The sequence below is a fragment of the Legionella sp. PATHC039 genome, from assembly GCF_026191275.1.
Classification (GTDB): Bacteria; Pseudomonadota; Gammaproteobacteria; order Legionellales; family Legionellaceae; genus Legionella; species Legionella pneumophila.
This window is the reverse complement of the sequence record NZ_JAPHOP010000002.1, coordinates 127,006-146,465: the sequence shown is the minus strand read 5'-3', so window position 1 is coordinate 146,465 and position 19,460 is coordinate 127,006. Positions and strand designations below refer to the sequence as shown.

Genomic DNA, 19,460 nt, shown 5'->3' with positions numbered 1-19,460 from the left:
TACAATGGAAAATTGTAAGTGCCATAACAATTTATTATGGCACTTACCAGGACTATTGATTGGGTGACTGTTTCTGCATCGGTATTTGATGTTGCATCAACAGAGGCATACCAGTAGGCGTTTGAATATATCCTTTATGCCAATACACAGTGGCATAATAAGCACTACAAATCATTCCTAAAATCGCAAAGAGAACGATGAGCCAACCAAAAACTTTTGCCAACGAAATACCGAAACCTTCGTGACGTGAAGTCCAGACAACCAAAATAATACCAAACGCTATAGCAATCAAAGACAACATCTGAGCCACATGAAATAGGAATGCTTCACCTGACATCATTGGCATCTGGAAATAGCCTGCATACCAGTATTTAATTGCGTAATAAGAACTGCATAATTCCCCTAAAATCCCAATAATGACAATCAGCCATCCAAATACTTTGCTTAATCCAGTACTGTTGCCTTCATTACGTAATGCCCAGACGACCAACATGATTCCAAGCGCTATTGCGATAAGGCCGAGCATCTCGGCACTGTGAAACATAAACATCATGGTGCACCTCCTTTACTGTCTTGTTGTTTACCAAAACGAGGTATAAACCCAGGAGTAACCGCAGCGTAGCGTTGATATTCCTCACCAAACTCCGCCAAAACCTCTTTTTCTTCCCTACGTGCGAGACGAACATACATATAAACCAGTATAGGAAACATGATTAAGGTCAGAATGGTTGGCCATTGCAATAAAAAACCAATCATCACCAGAATAAACCCATCATATTGCGGATGACGAATTTTGGCATACAGCCCACTGGTTGCAAGTTGATGCTTCTTTTGAGCACGATAAAGAGTACCCCAGGCGGATGCAATCATCCAAAGACCGCCGATAATGAAGACAAAACTTAAGATATGAAAGACATCAAAATGGGGATCACCTTTCAAGCCAAGCAGGGTATGGAGTAAATGACCACTGTCATGACCGTATAAATCTACTCCAGGATAATATTTAGAAAGCCATCCTGACAGAAAATAAATGGTTAAAGGAAAACCATACATTTCGGTAAAATAAGCGATGACAAACGCAGAAAAAGCACCAAAGGCGCGCCAATCTCGCCTTGTTTTAAACGTGGTGGTAAAACTGTACGCAAACAAAATGAAAATAGCCGAATTGACAATGACCAATAACCACAAACCATAGGCATACGAAGTATGTTCCATTTTCGATTAATCCTTATCCTCAGACGAGTCGTCCTCATTATCAGACTTATGATGATGCTCCTCTTCATGACCTCCATGTCCTCTATGCATAAACAGATGCATTAGTGGACAGAGTAAGACTAACAGCAAAAAAGGCGAAGCCCCAAGAAAACTCGCAATGTGAGCACCATGCTCTACAATCAAGAAATAGCCAATAATCCCAATAATGATGATGGCCACCATACCAGAAGGAGAACTCCAAAAGTGCATCTCTTTTTGTGGTTTTGATGACTGCGGGTGATGCTTAGGTTCAGGCGACATGATGTGCCCTCCTTTGCTCATTAAATTTTATTAGTATAGTCCATCCTGATAAAAGATTGCGCCAGTAAAGTATCACCCATATATTGTTCAAATTTCGAACTAAAGTGCTATCTTGTCTATACTTAGATTGATAAGTATTGGATTTAGACTAGCTTAGAAATAACGCTATCACATCCTTTACAAGGAGCGGCAATATGTGGACTTTAAAGACGTTGAAGCGGTTTGTTGCTGTAGCCGCTTTGATAGGCTCAACTGCTGTAGCCGCTGCTTTTGATACCTCAGTCAAAAATGATTCCCAATTAGGTTCTATGATATTGGCTGCCAGTGTCCATCATCCACCTCATTGGACACCTCATGGTGGACATGGTAAGTGGCATTGGGATGGACATAGATGGCATTGGATTCAATACCACTACAAGTGGCATCATAACTGGCATCAAAATTGGCACCAACAAAACTGGCATCACGGTGGACAAGGTGGACACGGCTGGCAAGGCGGGCATGGCAGCGGACATTAAGAAGAAGGGAGCTCATTCTCTTGATGCGTGGTACTGTATTAACATGTTGTTAAGAGGTTTTTTTTGTGCCAAATATATTCAGTCAGGTAAATCAGTCACCGTCATAAAGACGTGGGGAAGGACCTTCTAATCTTTGGGGAGAGTAAGCCTAATACCCCAATCAACACCAATAATAGGACAATGAGCCCCAGTAAGAAGAGGCATGAAATTCAAGCAGGATAACTCTCCTTATAGGCTTAGGCTTAAATTTGAAAAATATCCGCGAGTTCCTTGGGCTGTAACTGCTTTATCGTATCGACTCAAGGCATGAATGTATGCCGCTTGCCGCATATCTGTTTGATATTGTTCCATCAGCTGCCAAATATTCTTGAATTCACGGGATATGATAGTCTGTAATTCTTCTTGAACTTTTTCCATACTCCAATAATAACCTGATTTATTTTGAACCCACTCAAAATAGCTTACGATGACCCCACCCGTATTGGCTAATATGTCGGGTACAATTAATACTCCCTTTTTCTGCAATAGTGCATCGGCCTCTAAGGTTATTGGACCATTTGCAATTTCAATGATTATTGGCGCCTTAATTCTGGCTGCATTTTCTTGGGTAATTTGATTTTGTGCAGCAGCTGGGATAAGTAAATCGACATCGAGTTCCAATAACTCTTCATTCGTAATGGTAGCATCCTTCGCAAGTTTACAAACAGACTCTTTGCAATATATGGACTGCACCTCTTTAGAGCTGTTTTTTATTTCAATCATGCGAGGTATATCGATGCCTTTGGTATTATAAATTCCTCCTTTCGAATCACTTATCGCAACAATTTTATAGCCATTGTCGTAAAGCAGCTTAGCAATACTTTGTCCCGCATTACCAAATCCTTGAACAGCAACTCGTAGCTCAGAAGACTGCCATTTTTTCTTTTTTTCAAGAATTTTAATGCAATAGTAGGCACCTAGACCGGTCGCACCCTCACGCCCCAAGCACCCTCCCAAAGAAATAGGCTTGCCTGTGATTACCGCTGGACTATTTTGCCGAACAATGGTGGCATACTCATCCATCATCCAGCCCATGATCATCTCATTGGTATACATATCAGGAGCAGGGATGTCTTTGTCTGGTCCAATAAAATCCGCTATTAACTCAATGTAGCTTCGACTTAATCGCTCCAACTCCATGCGAGATAATTGTTTTGGATCAACAATTACCCCACCTTTTGCACCACCAAAGGGGATGTCGACGACAGCGCATTTTATTGTCATCCATAATGCAAGAGTTTTTATCTCATCTAAATCCAATTTTGGATGAAACCGTATGCCCCCTTTCATAGGACCACGGCTGTCATTATGATGGACTCGATAAGCTGTAAAAATTTTTAATTCACCATTATCCATCCGAACTGGGAGAGATACTTCCAGACAGGATTTAGGGTGTTTCAGTTTCTCTAAAGCTTCGGAATCAATACGACAAAATGAAGCGGCCTTATCAAGCCGTGAAAGAGCATCTAAATACATACATTCCTCCAATTAGTGCATTCACGAGGTTTCTTCTGGACAAACCATGGGTACTAACTATTTGTTATTTGGCCTACTCTGAACTCAAAATAATTTCAAACCCATGAGCAAGAGCGTGGGCTTAAACCGGTACTTTTATCTAGTGCACCAGGACTCCAGTATCCTGGTATAAGCAACTCACGTGACCGTTTAAAAAAGAACAGCTACTCCTAACGTGATTGTATCTTGAGTGGTAGGCTCTCCTTGACTTCGAAGAATTCTCTTAAGAGCACCATATTCTTCATCATGTTCGTACTCTGTAAAAATATTAAGCCCTGGCTTAAGACGATAATAAGGCCTAAGGATGTAACGCATTTGGTTTAAGCCATTGCCAATCTCGTTTTTGACGACGGTATGAGTGGCCAGAATGCTGCGAAGCCCAGTGAGGAAGAAGAAGTTATTGGTCAGTTGGTTAGCCCGTGCTAACTGAATGTCAAACTTCACACTGCCATCACGATAATACGTTCTAATATTGGTATCAATATACCAAGGCATTAACCCTTCAATACCAATACCAGGTTGCCAATAAGGGCCTCCGGGGCGATAAAAATAATTGACTCCTCCTTTAACTGCCCAAAATTGGCTAATCAAATGCCAATAGAACACATCGATATCTGCGTTTTCAACGGTTCCTTTATAAATTTCAGCGTCCTCAGTATACAACTGGAGCTTATTGTAATCTGGGCCATAGAGGCCTCTAAACGTCATTTCCTGAGCATTATGAAAAGGATCTTCACCGAGTTCAATATAGCTTGAACGATAGAAACCTTGATGATGCCCTGCGGGGTGTTTGATGAGAGAAGCATCCAGTGGCATGACTTCGTCTTCTCGTACGACCGGCCGATTGATGTAGGCTTGCTGATAGGCGTAATTGTCTGGCTTTCGAGTGCCTTTGGCAATCTCAATGATGGTGGTGTATTGAAATACCCGCGCCATGCCTGCGGTCATGTGCAGAAGATGGTGGCAATGGAAAAACCATTGGCCGCTGGCTTCAGTATCAAAATCGGCAACGGCAGTAGCTCCTGGAGCCACCTCAATGGTATGTAATAAGGGATCGTAAGCCCCATGACCATTGCGTAAAATAAACCAATGACCATGAATATGCATGGGGTGACGCATCATCGAATTGTTGGTAAAAATAATCCGATAACGCTTGCCTGGCTCAATCAAAATCGGTTTGGCCTTGTATTCTGGTAGGCCATTAATAAACCAGATATAACGGTCCATATAACCAAACAATTCCATTTTAATAATCCCATCGACTGGTTTATTCGGATTATTGGTTTTCACTGCTGCTTTTAACTCTTGGTATTTGGTTCCTAAGGTGGTGGCTTTTGCTGAATCAGGCGGCTCTATTTTATCGCCTATGATGGTCGGCTCAATAGGCATCTGCATGTTCATGGAATCATTCATCGACATGCCATGTTCCATAGGCCTATCTGACTTCATGTTCCTATTCATAGACATGTCATTAGCAGAGTGAGATGTCTTACTCTGGCTCATTGCGCTATGATTCATGTCCGGCATAGCCATGCTGTTGTTCATTGCGGTCGACGAGGAGTCAGACTTCATTTGAGCAGAGTGAGACTTCTTACTCTGACCCATTGCGCTATGATTCATGCCCGGCATGGCCATGCTCTTGTTCATTAAGGTCGACGAGGGGTCAGATTTCATTTGAGCAGAGTTAGGCGTCTTACTCTGACTCATTGCCCCATGATTCATACCTGGCATGTCCATACTCTTGTTCATCGAGGTCGATGAGGATTTGGACTTCATTGATGAGGTGTGAGCGGAATGATTGGATGCATTGTCCATTTTCTTTTGGATAGTCTTAGAGGACATCGAATGATTAGCACTTTGCGAACTCATTGCTTGAGAGTGCGAAGGCATGGTCATGGAGGGTTTCATCGCCGTTGATGATGTTTTTTTGTTCATCAAGGCGTGTTGTTGATTTCCACTCATCCCCCCGCTATTCATAGACTGCATCATGTTGGCCATCATTTCTCTTGTGACAGGAAGTGGCTCAGGGAAAGGAGTCACGTGCTGATAGTTGACGACTTGATTAGGATGAGTCACTAAAGCCCCATACGCTTTGCCCAGCGTGTCAATCGACTCGGCATAAATAATGTAAGGCTCGTTTTTTTGAATGGTCACCAGGATATCATAGGTTTCACCTGGTGCAATCCAAAAATCCTCAATGGGATAGGGGGTTACATCATTTCCCTGAATATGCACCATCTCCACTTTGGCATCAGGAATTTTAACACGATAGATGGTGCTTGCTCCTGCGCCAATGAAGCGTAGCCGCACCCTATCCCCTACTTTCACAGGGGCGGTCCAAGGATGAGATTTAGGGTGACCATTTAATAAATACGCATCATACGCCACGTCACTTAAGTCATAGATACTCATGCGCATTTGTTGCATCATTTTATAATCAGCAATTAATTTTTTACGCTCTTCGGATGACGCTTTACGATAATCATGAAGAAACTTCATAAGCGAGGGTTGTAGGGGAAATCGAGGACCGTAATAGTCGCCGTCTTTTTTTAAATTCGCAAGTACTTGTTCCGCAGGGGTGTTGCTCCAATCGGATAACACCACCACATAATCTTTGGTGTAGTGATAGCTTGGAGGATTAGGCGGGTCAATAATAAAAGTCCCGTATAAGCCTTCTTGTTCTTGAACCTTGGCATGGGCATGGTACCAATAGGTCCCTCGTTGGTAAAGCTTAAAGCGATAATGGAACACGCCTCCTGGGGGAATTGGTTTTTGACTCACCCCGTCCACCCCATCCATTTGCCAAGGGACTAAAAGACCATGCCAATGAATGGACGTTCCCTCATCCAAATGGTTATACACATTGATGGTGACATCGTCCCCTTCTTTAAAATGCAACGTCGGTGCTGGAATTTGCCCATTAACAGCAATGGCGCGTCTTGGTTTGCCTGCAAAATTCACCGTTTTATAAGCAACCACCAAATTAACCGTACGCTTTGCTCCACCTGTAATAGTTAGAGGCGTCACCGCTTTAGGAGATTGTTTTTTAGTGGTAGGTTGTTCCATTTTGTATTGTGCAGGTTTCGATTGAGATGGTGTACTCTTCGAGGAAGTTAACGGTTGTGTTGAGGCACCATGTTGCTCATGCTGGGCAAACACAGCAGAAGAACCGAGCAGTAAAAAGGAAAAAATAAAGCAATAATTCCTAATTGAACAACGCAAATCCTTTTGTAACATGTTTCCATCCTTCCATAAAAATCGTATTAATGCGGTGATACCGTCTTTTCTGCTGTGACAGGCAAAACACCATACCCATGCCGATAGACTAATTCCGCCCCATACCAAGCGGTTGTGAGCAACAGCACTTGCACAAGGAATAAAGCCATTAAGAAGAGCAGCGTCGGTTTTTGGTGTTTAATATAACGCCAAACAACCCAAAACGCCATAAGTAAAATGACACTTGCAGTAGCCAGTGCCCAGTTGCGGTGAATCACTTTTACGGCGTGCGCCATAGCACCATGTTTTACCGTATAAAAGGCATAAAACCCAGCGGACACGGTGGTCATCGTGCTCAATGCGGCCAGCCATAAACACCAACGCGCCACAATTTCCAATTCGACAATCAATGGCTTGGTGTTCCAATGAATGTAAGAGGATACATAGGTTAGGGCATAAAGAATCACCGAAACAGTAAATAAGGCCACGGTAAAATGGACAAAAATGGGGTGCCAATTGGGGATAATTTCTATCATGGTCGATGCGTTCCTTATTCCAGTTTGGGGAACCAACATCCCATTCCCTCGTTTCTTCTTATAAAAAAATAGCCAAATGGCTATTCAGTTGACCCCTTTTTATTTCTTATTTTTGTTCATTGAATCGTATCCGTTATGCTAAATGTCAGAGATGAAAATAGCAACAATAAACCGGGTTGTCTTTAGTCGTTGGCAAGGACAAGAACAATCATTTTGAAGGAATTGTTATGAACGCTAAGGATTGTTTTGTAGAGAATGACTACGAAGAAAAAGCTCGAGAAACTAACCCTCTTTTTGATGAGAAAGGGGTTCATGAAGCGGACTTAGAGAGTGAAATGAACCTTGACGAGGAATTTGATGCCATACGCTCCATGAATTAATTTCCTCGCCTGTTAATCGGGATCCTTATAAAGGGCTTCAAACCAATTTGCCATCACGTCATTACGCATGATTCGGGAGGATTCCAACGAATCCCTCATCATCTGCGCAACACCATGCTCTATTTTTTTAAAACAATTGCTCTGTGTAGCCATGCGGCGATTGGCTTGAATGGGTGGGCTTAATAGTTCGATTGCTTTCATCAGCGGATTCACTTTTTCAGAAAACACATAGCGACTTAGGCGCATGGGATGCGTTTTCTCAAGGCACCAGGATAAAAAAGGATTACTTAAGCTCTGCACGGAAGGTTGGATAACTTTTTGATAAATCGAGTCATTGGCTTCGGATGTTTGACGAACCTTGTCAAACTGTTGCGTGGAGCTCGTTGTGCAAAGTTCTGTGAGTTCGCGCGCTTCAAAACGCACATGATATTGTTCTTTACTGCAATCGGGATCGCCTGTTGGGTTAACGATTATCATTTCATAAAGCCCTGGCTGCAATTGCTCAATGGCATCACTATGCTCTAAAATAGCACGATGGTGCAAACGAACGACCTTAGCCGATACAAAGATTCCTAAATGCCCAACGGAAGGATGAAGCAGATACACCACTCGCTGTTTGGCCTTCTTCAATGCTTGTGTCGTAGGATAAATTGTTCTTATCCAATGTAAAGCCTGCCTCGGTGGGGTAATTTGATCGCCTTGGGAAGCAAAGAGAACAATAGGGCTTTGAATGCGTTTCAAATCGTAAACACATCCTTTATGAATCCGCATTTCACCGCGCTCTAGTTGATTGCCAATAAAAAGATTATTCACGGTGGCCATTATCTCTTCCTGGCTAAATTGGTAAAACCCATTCCACCAGCGTTCAAACTCCAAGAATCGCTCCTGCTCTGTGTCAATTTCATCAAATAAGCCATAATACTTATCCCAAATGGCTGTGGTGGGATTGAGTAACTCAAAATTAGAGACCAACCACGCCCCATCAAAGATCCCTTCTTTTAAATCCGATAGAAAACGGGCACTCCAGGAGCCACCCAAGAGTCCCCCTAATAACTGCATGGGATTGGCTTCTTCTTCGCTGTTGGACCAATAAGAAACCGGTGAGCCATTCATGACTGTCAAGCCAACCGATCTCGCGCAATCAGAGGCCAATAAAGCCAGCATCCAACCGGCTTGGCAATTGCCATAAAGAATGGGGGCTTTACCTTCATGCCAGGCTTGGACTTTTTCAACAAAATGGCGCAAAGTCATCAGGACATCGGCGAGCGTTTGATGAGGCACAGGATTAGGATAAAAAATAACAAAATACACAGGATGACCACTATGAAGTGCTACGCCCACTTCAGAGTCCCGTTTGAAACCACCAATCCCTGGCCCATGGCCTGATCTGGGATCCACAATAATCACCGGATGAGCATGAGGATCAAAACACTCTTCAAAGCACACATCACCGACCTCAAGAATTTTAACCAATGCATAATTGGTTTTGGGTTCCAATGATTTCCCATCCAAAACTAATTCATATTTGAAATTAAGCAGTGGTGGCAACCCTTGTTGTTCGTGCTCCATCATATTATTGGCGCGTTCACGCAAGGTATCCCAAAATAAAATAGAACGCTGCCAACAATCCAGTTGATAAGAAATAAAATCATGCCCCATTTGATAAGGCGAATCGGTGTTTTCCTTGTCCATGCGTCACCACCATCCTGAATAATCCACATCTTTATCTGTTGTGGACAGATTTTTACAAAAATGTTCAATCCATTGAATTCCTGCACCCCTCATGACTCATTCCTTGATTAATTAGGGGCATTGGGAGTATACAGCGCACGCAGCTGTGCTAACACTTTTTGCAATTTTTGCCAGTTGGCTTGCGTCCCTTCTTTATCATTGGCATCTCCTGTTTTATCAAGACGAGTCGCCAATTGACCAACATAGCTTAGATTTTGTTGCAGTGTCTTTTTCTGCTCCTCTGATAAATCCTTGCTTAAAGCAGGTAATGCATTGGCTAAATCACGAATGGCAAACGCATGCTCGTGTATGGACGTTAAATCATCCCCGCCTAATATTTGATTAATGGATGCAGAATGCTTGTCTATTGCTTCCCAAATGGCTGGGACGGTTTTAGGAATAGATTCAGTTGGATTAGCAAAAACCTGGGAGCTCCCGAAAACCATCAAAACACTGGCTATAAGCCCCAACCAGAAGTGGTTTTTTTGTTTCAAAGTAATGTGCTTCATGTTATTTCTCCTTGTTCTGTTTCATTGAATTGCATCCGTTTTTTTCGCCATACTTCAATGGCGTTATACACCGTAGGTACTACCAACATATTGAGAACCGTAGAAGTCAATAACCCACCTAAAAGCACTTGGGCCAAAGGTCGTTCAAGTTCCTTTCCGGCAGGCGAACCCCACAACAAAGGAATCAAGCCCAGTGCCGCTGTAGCAGCTGTCATTAATACGGGCACCAAGCGGTCCATGGTGCCATCAATGACCACCTGCTCCCGAGTTTTTCCCTGCAATCGTAATTGATTATAGTGGCTCACCAAAATAATGCCATTTCTCGCCGCAATTCCAAACAGCGTAATAAACCCAATCATGGCGGCCACACTCATCTCGCCACTCACCACAAACAATGAAATGACCCCACCAATAAGTGCCAAGGGCAAATTAAACATCACCAATAAAGCCTCTCGAAACGTCCCAAACGCTTTATGCAGCAAAATCAGCATCACAAAAATCACCAAGCCACCAAAAACCAAAATCACTCTGGAGGCTTGTTGCTGGCTTTCAAATTGGCCGCCGTATTGAATAAAATAACCAGTGGGTAGTTTGATTTTTTCCTGCACTTCTTGTTGCACTTCAGCAATCACGCTACCTAAATCCCGCCCCTCCACATTAAAAGAAATCACCAGCAACCGTTGCACGTTCTCACGATTAATTGCAAAAGGTTGCGGTTCCAATGCAATCTCAGCCACAGCCCGCAATGGGATTTGCGTAATGGTATTTTGCCCCACGCCATGAGCATCAATCAGCATGTTTTGAATGTTCTTGACGCTGTCACGCCCTGGTTTATCCATTCGAAGATACAAATCAAACGTGCGTTGCCCCTCTAAAACGCTGGAAACACTCACGCCATTCAGAAGCACTTGCACGTCTTCCGAAATCTGCCCCACATTGACTCCATAGCGCGCTGCTTTTTCGCGATCGAGTTGAATCACCAATTGAGGGACTTTAATCTGTTGTTCCTTATTCACATCCACCACCCCTGGTACTGATTTTAACAGGGTCTCCATCGATTGTCCTAGTTCATTGAGTGTGGATAAATTATCCCCAAAAATCTTAACGGCCACTTGAGCGCGTACCCCAGAAAGCACTTCATCCATACGATGAGCAATGAATTGCCCCACGTTAAATACGGCTCCAGGAATATTCGCCAAATCCGCACGAATGCGACGCAGCAATTCATCAGGTCTCATGGACTTGTCTTTATCAAAGTTAAGAAGCACATCAAATTCACTGATGTTGGGTGGTAGCGCATCTTCATCAAGCTCACTGCGCCCTGCCCGCTGCGCAATGGAAATCACTTGCGGATAGCGAAGCAATGCTTTTTGTACTTGTTGACCTAAACGCATGGATTCATTAAGGGAGGTTCCCGGCAAGGTACTCATCACGACAATAAAGTTGCCTTCATGAAACTCCGGTAAAAAAGACGTGCCAAAAAAAGGAAGTAACGCCAGTGCAAAGACAAAAGCCGATAATGCAAACGCAAGAACCATTTTGCAGTGGGCAATAGACCATTGGAGTGCTGTTAAAAAATGCTTTTTAAGCCACAAGACAAAGCGAGTTTCGGACTCCGCCTGATGGTTACCTTCCTTTTCTACGGCATAATGCCGTTCCTTATTCGATAAAGCGTGCAGACTCACTTCAACATCTTGCTGTTTTTCTTGACCACACACCAGTAACCAGTAACACAAAGCAGGAACCATAGTGATGGAGACCACGAGAGAGCCCAATACCGAGGCAATGTAGGCAATGGCTAAGGGGCTAAAAATATGCTCAGCAATCCCCGATAAAAAGAAGATGGGTAAAAAAACCAAACTAATGATAATCGTGGCATAAACCACTGAACTTCGAATTTCAAGCACCGCATCAAAAACTACTTGTATGGTGGGTAAAGGATGGGCTTCCTGACGATTAATCCGTAAACGGTGCACCACGTTTTCCACCGTAATGATGCCGTCATCGACTACTTCTCCAATGGCAATGGCCATACCACCTAAGGTCATGGAATTGATGCCAATACCAAAATAATGAAGCACTAGAATACCCACTACGAACGAAACGGGCATCGAAAGGAACGTAATAAACGAAGCGCGCCAATTCATCAAAAAAACAAAAAGAACCGCAATAACAATCACAGCCCCTTCAAGCAAAGCCCGAGTTAAATTGTGAATGGCAGATTCAATAAAGCTGGTTTGGCGAAACACATTAGTCATTAAGGTCACATCGTGAGGCAAGGACTTTTTAATTTCCGCAAGTGCTTTTTCGACTTTCTCTGTGGTCGTGACCGTATCAGCCCCATAGGCTTTAGAAATTGTCCCAATCACCGCATTTTGGGTATTATAAGCTCCATCACCTCGCTTAATTTCTCCACCAAAAGCAACATTTGCCACATTATTCATGGTAATAGGTACCCCATTACGAACCACAATCAATGTTTTTTTGATGTCTTTAAGCGTCTTAATCCGCCCAAGGGTACTCACTACGAATTCGGTTCCTGCCTGGTGAACAAAGGCACCGGGTACGTTTTGATTCGCCGATGTCAGCGCTTGTCGCACGTCTTCCACCGAGATTCGATAAGCGAGCATACGCTCAGGAATGAGGCGCACCTGGTATTGCTTGACCTCACCACCCAGGGAAACTACAGAAGCTACGCCACCTAATGCTAGAATCCTGGGACGAATCGTCCAATCCGAAATAGTGCGCAAGGTTTCAGGACTTTCGGTGCGGCTCACCAACGCATATTTGACCAACCACCCCACGGCAGACGTAACCGGTAACATGATGGGTGACTCAACGCCAGGAGGGAGGCGATTGACTACTTGTTGAATGCGTTCATTAACTAACTGGCGATTACGATAAATGTCAGTTTGGTCGTCAAACACCACCGTGATGGTGGACAGTCCCACAGACGTTTTAGAGCGCACACTAACCACCCCTGGCGTGCCATTAATCGCACTTTCCAAAGGATAAGTAATTAAAGTTTCTACATCTTGCGTGGCCATGCCAGGCGCTTGCGTTTGCACCACCACTTGCGGTGGGGCAAATTCGGGAAACACATCTACTGGCATTTGTTTTAAAGTATAACCACCCAGCAAACAAAGAATAATCGTTAAGGCCAAAATCAAGGGGCGATTATGTAACGACCAGGCAATTAAGTGCGTAAACATTTAGTGAGGCTCCTCTTGGCCTGAATGAGGCTTACTACCCCCACTCAACCACAAAGTATAAAGCTCACGATGTCCTTGCGTCACAACAAGGTCGCCAGGAACTAGCCCGTCTTTAATTTCTGAATACTCATCATCCACGGCACCCATTTGAACAACGACGCGATCATAAATATCCTTATTTTGCACAAAAACAAACGACTCGTTATCTGCCTGCAACACGGCCGCATTGGGTACGGCAAGTGCTGCTTCATTACGCGCTAAAATGACGTTGGCGCGTACAAACATTCCGGGCTTTAGGAGTTTCTCTTCATTATCCAAGGTGATGCGCACATTCACGGTACGGGTTAAGGAGTCAAGATTGGGTTCAATTAAAGTCACTTGGCCTGGAAAAGTTCGCTTGGGGTAACTTAGGGCATGAACATTCACTTCTTGCCCTACCTTAATCTTATCTAAATCTTCTTCATACACTTGAGCGATGACTAACAGTTTGTCGCGATTGCTGATGTGAAAAAGAACGGTGTTCGGTTCAACGGCTTGACCTAAGTTAATGTTCCTGGCATCAATGATGCCCGCAATGGGTGCCGTGACCGCAACACTTGGTGGAGGATTACCCACTAATCTTGATTGCACTGTGGCTAAGCGTTGTCCTGCCTTGACATTATCTCCTAAATTCACATCAATGGCCGTCACACTTCCGCTAATCCGAATGCTAACATCCGCTTGCGCATCAGGTAACAATTGAATTTGGCCATTTAAACCAAGCATTTGCGCCATAGGACGATTGGTTGCTTCCACTACCTTGATGTCAAGCATCTTGGTTTGCTGGGGTGTTAAATGAACTGGGCCTTTAGCTCCTCCCTCACTCACTTCAATTTCTTCTCCATGGGCAAAGCACCCTTGAATAGGAAAGAGTAGACTAAGAAACAGACTAATTAATGCCATCCTTCTCATGCGCTGTTGCCATCTCATTTACTATCCCCATTCCTTTGATACGCTAAATAAGGGCAAAACCCATTGGTTTTACCAGGACCAATAGCTGTACATAAAGCCACATACACTTGCAAATACTTTTCTAACGTGTTGAGATAAGTCGTTTGTAAATCATTTTGTTGTTTTTGTACTTGCAGCACATTCAAAAAAGAAATTTGTCCATTCTCATAAGAGTCACGAGCCAGTGTGACATTCTCAACCGCTAATTTCAGAGAAACCTGTTGCGTTTCCCTAAGACTCATTTGCAGCGCTTTTAATTGCCCATAGTTACTGGTTACTTCCGTCTCAATACTTAAATTCAAAGCACGCAAAGCCATTATTGCCTGAGTCCCTGTGTGACTTGCTTCTAAAATTCGCCCCTGATTACGATTAAACAGAGGAAGAGGCACGGAAAGAGTCACACCCAAAGTCCTATCGGCAGGTTGAGGTGGGCCCTCTTCGACCACAATTTTATCTTGTTGTACCCCAAGCCCTACCGTCCAATCAGCAAAACGCTCGGCTTTGGCCAAACGGCGATCGGCATTGGCGCGTTCAATCGATAATGCGATGGATTGACGGTCTGGACGATTTTTAAGCGCTAAGGCTTTTAAGCGGGGTAATTTAAGGAGCATTCTCTCAGCGATAAAATCCATCTTAAGGGATAAGGGTGAATTGGCTTCTCGCCCCATCAATTGATTCAGTAGCGCATATTGGCTAATACGAAGACTATGCAACAGGTGCTTTTCTTGCCCGATACGCAGATACTCAATGCGTGCCGCATTCTCATCCAGCTTTGAAATTTCAGCCGCGTGATAACGGTTATGAATCACATCAACAAGCTCTTGGTTTATCCGTAATAAGTAATTCACCTGTTGCGTGCGACGCTCAGTAATCATCGCGGCATAAAATGCATTTGCTACTTTGGCGCTTAATTGGCGCTCTGCTTCCCTGATTTCTGCCATGGCTTTCAATACATCTAAACGCGCCACTGTCTTTTGCTTTGCAATACGCCCAGAAATAGGGAATGCTTGATTAAACCCAGCACTTCGTGAATATTCCCCTTCATCATTAAATAAGCGATCGTCGTTGTTGGAGAGGTTGAGGCTTGGATTGGGCCAAAGGCCAGCTTGTAGCAAACGGGCCTTGGCAATAGCCACATTATAACGAGCGGCTTTTAAATCCTTGTTGTTTGCAAAAGCCATTTGAGTTATTTCCTGAAGAGTCCATGCCTTCCCCGCTGTTGCCAAAGAGGCATACAGCAACAGAAGAACGACCCTATAAGAAAACCGCCAAGCACGATGATATTCCATAAACAATGGCTCAAAGAGGTCTATCTATTGTTTTATCTTGCATCGGTAGGCTCGACCTACCATCCAATGGTCTGCCACGAAATCATTTTTGGGATTGCCTTCATAAGTTTGCTGATGTTGACTCACCAAAACCGTATTAGCACCTAATAACGCCGCTTCATTTCTTAGGATATTTCGTTCGTCCTTGATCAAATGCTCGTGTGATTGATAGGATTGGCTCATGCCATTGCGATCGTAGGCTCTGACTTCCCCTAAAAAAGTACAGCCTTTTGAGAGCTGACCTGACTGGAGAATGGTTACTTTTTCTCCTTCAGGGGTTAACTTGGCATTATAGGAACAACCCACCAGAAAGGCGGGAATTATCACCAGGAGGGTGCGTTTCATCAGATAATGAGTCATAAATTAATCCCTTCTTTTTATTATTTTTATTTTCTAGTATCTCCCACCCAATGCCATTAAACAATGGGTTGTAAAATAATAGATGATGTCGTACCTGCTTCTGCAGTAAGATGACTGTTTTATGCATTCTCTTTTTCTAGTCAGCGATTGGATGGATACTCGTGTCGATGAGATGGTTTGTTGTTGCAAGCATTGGACTATAGACACAAACCGAGCCATTGATTTTTCTTTGTTTTGCCGCGTAGCACGCCAAATCCGCTTCTTTGATGACGGTATTCACTGAGGCCGAGTGAGGATTCATCTGAGTGATGCCAATAGAGCAACCTAGATTAAGCTCCGATAAAATACCTTCTTTGAACGATTGTCTCGTCACAGTGATAAGATTTTCAGCAATCTTTTTCGCCTCATCGATAGAGATGTTTTCCATCACGGCAATAAACTCATCCCCACCATAACGAGCCACGATATCATCCTTTCGCAATCGCTGCGTTAGGAGTTGCCCAAATGTTTGTAACGTGTTATCTCCCGCATCATGACCATAACGGTCATTGACCGTCTTAAATTTATCCATATCAATAAAAAGAACGATAACCCATCCTCCATGCATCTTAATTTGTTGGAGCCTTGTGTTCAAAACCTCAAAAAGGGTCTCTCTGTTATGACAGCCAGTTAGCGAATCATACTGAGCATGCTGCCTTAATAGTTCGTAGCGACTTTTAAAATCAGCCATTAATTCCGCTTTTTGAATGGTCTTAGTCACCAAATGACACGAAAAATAAGTATAAGTCGCTGCTAACAAAAATACACTGCCATAAAAATAATTAAGGCAATGAGGATCGACCAATAAACCATAAAAAATGCTGGCTATATAACTGAGGATAAAAATGCCAATAAAAGAAAGAGAAACAAACCTTAGTCGCCGATAGTGATTCCCTTGTTGCACTAATCCATTGATTAAATAAGCTCCTTTAGCAAGAAAGACAATACCAAACACTATCATAACAACTGGGATAACCATGATTTTGCCTTAAATACAGTCTGAACTATTTTTTTAGTATAGACTTGATTTTTCTTCAATGAAGTGATCGTGATGATTTTTGTTTAGCCAATACAATAAAGACTAATCACATCTTAAGCTCATCTGACCATCCTTTTTTCATAGTGTCACTCTCTTTAGTCTCAGCGCATTGATAATCACTGACACTGAAGAAAGCGCCATCGCCGCTGCTGCAATCATAGGACTTAAGAGCAAGCCGGTTAGGGGGTACAAAACCCCAGCAGCCAAAGGCACACCCAGTACATTATAAATAAATGCGAAGAAAAGATTTTGGCGAATGTTGCTCATGGTATTTTCTGACAAACGTCGCGCTTTGGCGATACCACGCAAATCTCCATGCAACAAGGTGACCCCAGCACTTTCGATGGCCACATCAGTGCCTGTTCCCATGGCAATACCAATATCAGCTTTGGCAAGCGCTGGGGCATCATTCACCCCATCTCCTGCCATGGCAACAATAAGACCTTTGTCTTTTAATTCACTCACGATGCGACTCTTGTCTTCAGGCATGATTTCAGCTACCACCTTTTTAATGCCGAGGGTCCCTGCCACCGCTTCTGCTGTTTTTTTGCTATCTCCGGTGAGCATGACAATTTCAATGCCACTTTGCTGAAGTTCGAGGATGGTCTCTGGAGTACTCGATTTAATAGGGTCTTCAACCACCAAGAGAGCTACTGTTTTACCATCAACCGCCATAAACATGACTGAGGCGCCTTTACCACGAAGTTCATCAGCCTTTTCAAAAAGAGGGGCATTATCGCTTCCATGCTCTTGCATTAATCTGGCGTTACCAATAGCAACATGATGGCCGTCTACCTGACCTACAACCCCTTTTCCAGTGGGCGCTTCAAACGCTTCGACTGTTCCAAGGGACAATCCTTTTTCTTTTGCAGCATGCACAATAGCATTGGCCAGCGGATGTTCACTTTGATGCTCAAGTGCCGCAGCTAATGCTAAAGCATTATCCTCCACGAAATCATCGGTCACAATGCGTGTCAATTTAGGGTGACCTTCAGTAAGCGTGCCCGTTTTATCGACCACCAGGGTATTGACCTTCTCCATTCGTTCCAACGCTTCGGCATTTTTAATCAATACCCCGCTTTGTGCTCCTTTTCCAACACCGACCATAATGGACATGGGCGTTGCTAAACCTAACGCACAAGGGCAAGCGATGATGAGTACTGACACAGCAGTTATCAAACCATAGCTAAGCGCTGGTTGCGGACCCAACAGTGCCCACACAATAAAAGACAGCACCGCAACCAAAATCACAGCGGGCACAAACCATCCTGAGACGGTATCGGCTAGTCGCTGAATCGGCGCACGGCTTCGTTGGGCATCACTCACCATCTGCACAATGCGTGCAAGCATGGTATCACTGCCCACATGCAGCGCTTTCATGACAAAGCTACCCGTCTGATTAATCGTAGCACCAATAACTTTAGCGCTGGCCTCTTTAGCAACTGGAATGGGCTCACCCGTCACCATGGATTCATCGACAAAGCTTCGGCCTTCTTGCACTTCACCATCCACTGGTATTTTTTCACCAGGCCGAACACGCAACAAATCACCAACGGCAACGTTATCCAGGGACACTTCCTCTTCACTGCCATCTTCCTTAATTCGGTGTGCACTTTCAGGGACCAATTTTAACAAGGCACGGATGGCACTACCCGTTTGTTCTCGAGCTTTTAGTTCCAGCACTTGCCCCAACAAGACAAGCGTAGTAATCACTGCTGCCGCTTCAAAATAAACAGCAACTACTCCTTCTTGACTTCGAAACGCATGGGGAAATACACCTGGCCAAAGGACAGCCACCATACTGTAAATCCACGCCACACCAATACCCATGGCAATCAAGGTAAACATATTGAGTTGGCCTGTTTTTAGAGACTGCCAACCGCGCTTGAAAAAAGGCCAACCTCCCCATAACACCACTGGCGTGGCAAGAAGCAATTGGATCCAACTGGAACCATTACCAGAAATAAAATGCTTCAAACCATGTCCACCCATCTCCAATATCACAACAGGTATAGTTAACATCAATGCAATCCAAAATCGACGTCTCATATCAAGATATTCAGGGCTCACAACCTCCGAAACCGTCACCGTTTCCGGTTCTAAAGCCATACCACAAAGAGGACAATGACCAGGGGCAGATTGGCGAATTTCTGGGTGCATGGGACACGTATAAACAATAGGCCCCTCCATTTTGGAAGAGGCTTGCTGAGTCTTGGGAGAATTATGTTCGTGAGGACAAGCATGTCCTTTACCAGAATGGGTATGTCCTTGATGGTGGTCGTGTTTCATGGTTTGCCCTACCTGTTAAGTGTGAGTATGCTTTGGCTTGATTTACCAATGCAGCGAATGGGCTTAATGCCCAGCACCGCCATGACCACCATGCCCACCCGCGCTGTGTCCTCCATAGCCGCCATCGACCTCTTGGGAGCCATGCTTCACTGCTCCATCGCAGGAACTCAAAAAGAATGGTCCTCCGATTAACCCAATAAGCACTGCAATCATTCTAAAGGCTTTCAACATGGATACTCCTTGT

17 protein-coding genes are annotated in these 19,460 nt (G+C 43.9%); 2 read left to right on the top strand and 15 right to left on the bottom strand.

The features are described from left to right. Window positions 1-52 precede the first annotated feature (52 nt). Genes OQI99_RS15965 through OQI99_RS15955 form a run of 3 tightly spaced genes read right to left on the bottom strand, consistent with a single transcriptional unit; the run spans window position 53 to window position 1,515 of the window. The gene (locus OQI99_RS15965) at window positions 53-553 is read right to left on the bottom strand and encodes a hypothetical protein (protein WP_021460677.1); all 501 of its coding nucleotides are present in this window, start codon (window positions 551-553) and stop codon (window positions 53-55) included. Next, a complete protein-coding gene (locus tag OQI99_RS15960; protein ID WP_021460678.1) occupies window positions 550-1,215 on the bottom strand; it encodes a methyltransferase family protein in 666 nt (221 codons plus the stop codon). The genes OQI99_RS15965 and OQI99_RS15960 overlap by 4 nt, the downstream gene beginning before the upstream one ends. A 6-nt stretch (window positions 1,216-1,221) precedes the next feature. Further along, window positions 1,222-1,515: a DUF2933 domain-containing protein gene (locus tag OQI99_RS15955; RefSeq protein WP_021460679.1), complete on the bottom strand. Its 294-nt coding sequence runs from the start codon at window positions 1,513-1,515 to the stop codon at window positions 1,222-1,224. Between the two features lie 194 nt (window positions 1,516-1,709). Between OQI99_RS15955 and OQI99_RS15950 the strand changes: the two genes are divergently transcribed. Then, a complete protein-coding gene (locus OQI99_RS15950; RefSeq protein ID WP_021460680.1) occupies window positions 1,710-2,033 on the top strand; it encodes a hypothetical protein in 324 nt (107 codons plus the stop codon). A 228-nt stretch (window positions 2,034-2,261) separates the two neighbouring features. On the opposite strand, the gene OQI99_RS15945 is transcribed toward OQI99_RS15950, so the two are convergent. From OQI99_RS15945 to OQI99_RS15935, 3 genes are all read right to left on the bottom strand, one after another. After that, window positions 2,262-3,548 carry a Glu/Leu/Phe/Val family dehydrogenase gene (locus OQI99_RS15945; protein WP_011946137.1) on the bottom strand — a complete coding sequence of 429 codons (1,287 nt, stop codon included), beginning with the start codon at window positions 3,546-3,548 and terminating at the stop codon, window positions 2,262-2,264. Window positions 3,549-3,737: 189 nt separating this feature from the next. Next, on the bottom strand, window positions 3,738-6,824 hold the full coding sequence (locus OQI99_RS15940; protein ID WP_021460681.1) for a multicopper oxidase domain-containing protein: 3,087 nt from the start codon (window positions 6,822-6,824) through the stop codon (window positions 3,738-3,740). Window positions 6,825-6,850: 26 nt separating this feature from the next. Beyond that, window positions 6,851-7,378: a DUF2231 domain-containing protein gene (locus OQI99_RS15935; protein WP_031297968.1), complete on the bottom strand. Its 528-nt coding sequence runs from the start codon at window positions 7,376-7,378 to the stop codon at window positions 6,851-6,853. A 188-nt stretch (window positions 7,379-7,566) separates the two neighbouring features. Between OQI99_RS15935 and OQI99_RS15930 the strand changes: the two genes are divergently transcribed. Beyond that, on the top strand, window positions 7,567-7,719 hold the full coding sequence (locus OQI99_RS15930; RefSeq protein WP_021460683.1) for a hypothetical protein: 153 nt from the start codon (window positions 7,567-7,569) through the stop codon (window positions 7,717-7,719). A gap of 12 nt (window positions 7,720-7,731) precedes the next feature. On the opposite strand, the gene OQI99_RS15925 is transcribed toward OQI99_RS15930, so the two are convergent. The 9 genes from OQI99_RS15925 to OQI99_RS15885 all read right to left on the bottom strand — a co-directional run bounded on the left by OQI99_RS15925 (window position 7,732) and on the right by OQI99_RS15885 (window position 19,447). Further along, window positions 7,732-9,411 (bottom strand): DUF3141 domain-containing protein, encoded by a 1,680-nt coding sequence (locus tag OQI99_RS15925; protein WP_058393165.1) that lies wholly within the window; start codon window positions 9,409-9,411, stop codon window positions 7,732-7,734. Between the two features lie 107 nt (window positions 9,412-9,518). Then, a complete protein-coding gene (locus OQI99_RS15920) occupies window positions 9,519-9,959 on the bottom strand; it encodes a hypothetical protein (RefSeq protein WP_021460701.1) in 441 nt (146 codons plus the stop codon). Continuing rightward, entirely contained in the window at window positions 9,956-13,171 is a 3,216-nt protein-coding gene (locus tag OQI99_RS15915; RefSeq protein WP_058393166.1) for an efflux RND transporter permease subunit, read from the bottom strand. The genes OQI99_RS15920 and OQI99_RS15915 overlap by 4 nt, the downstream gene beginning before the upstream one ends. Further along, window positions 13,172-14,140, bottom strand: coding sequence for an efflux RND transporter periplasmic adaptor subunit (locus OQI99_RS15910; protein ID WP_015961479.1), 969 nt, complete (start codon window positions 14,138-14,140; stop codon window positions 13,172-13,174). Then, entirely contained in the window at window positions 14,137-15,450 is a 1,314-nt protein-coding gene (locus OQI99_RS15905) for a TolC family protein (RefSeq protein ID WP_265678177.1), read from the bottom strand. The genes OQI99_RS15910 and OQI99_RS15905 overlap by 4 nt, the downstream gene beginning before the upstream one ends. Window positions 15,451-15,474: 24 nt before the next feature. After that, window positions 15,475-15,849: a DUF4156 domain-containing protein gene (locus OQI99_RS15900; protein WP_021436947.1), complete on the bottom strand. Its 375-nt coding sequence runs from the start codon at window positions 15,847-15,849 to the stop codon at window positions 15,475-15,477. 136 nt (window positions 15,850-15,985) lie between these two features. Further along, complete coding sequence (locus OQI99_RS15895; RefSeq protein WP_025519938.1) at window positions 15,986-16,867, bottom strand: GGDEF domain-containing protein; 882 nt, start codon at window positions 16,865-16,867, stop codon at window positions 15,986-15,988. 138 nt (window positions 16,868-17,005) lie between these two features. Next, window positions 17,006-19,216 carry a copper-transporting P-type ATPase gene (locus tag OQI99_RS15890; protein ID WP_058393167.1) on the bottom strand — a complete coding sequence of 737 codons (2,211 nt, stop codon included), beginning with the start codon at window positions 19,214-19,216 and terminating at the stop codon, window positions 17,006-17,008. A gap of 63 nt (window positions 19,217-19,279) precedes the next feature. After that, window positions 19,280-19,447: a hypothetical protein gene (locus tag OQI99_RS15885; protein ID WP_015961484.1), complete on the bottom strand. Its 168-nt coding sequence runs from the start codon at window positions 19,445-19,447 to the stop codon at window positions 19,280-19,282. Window positions 19,448-19,460 lie beyond the last annotated feature (13 nt).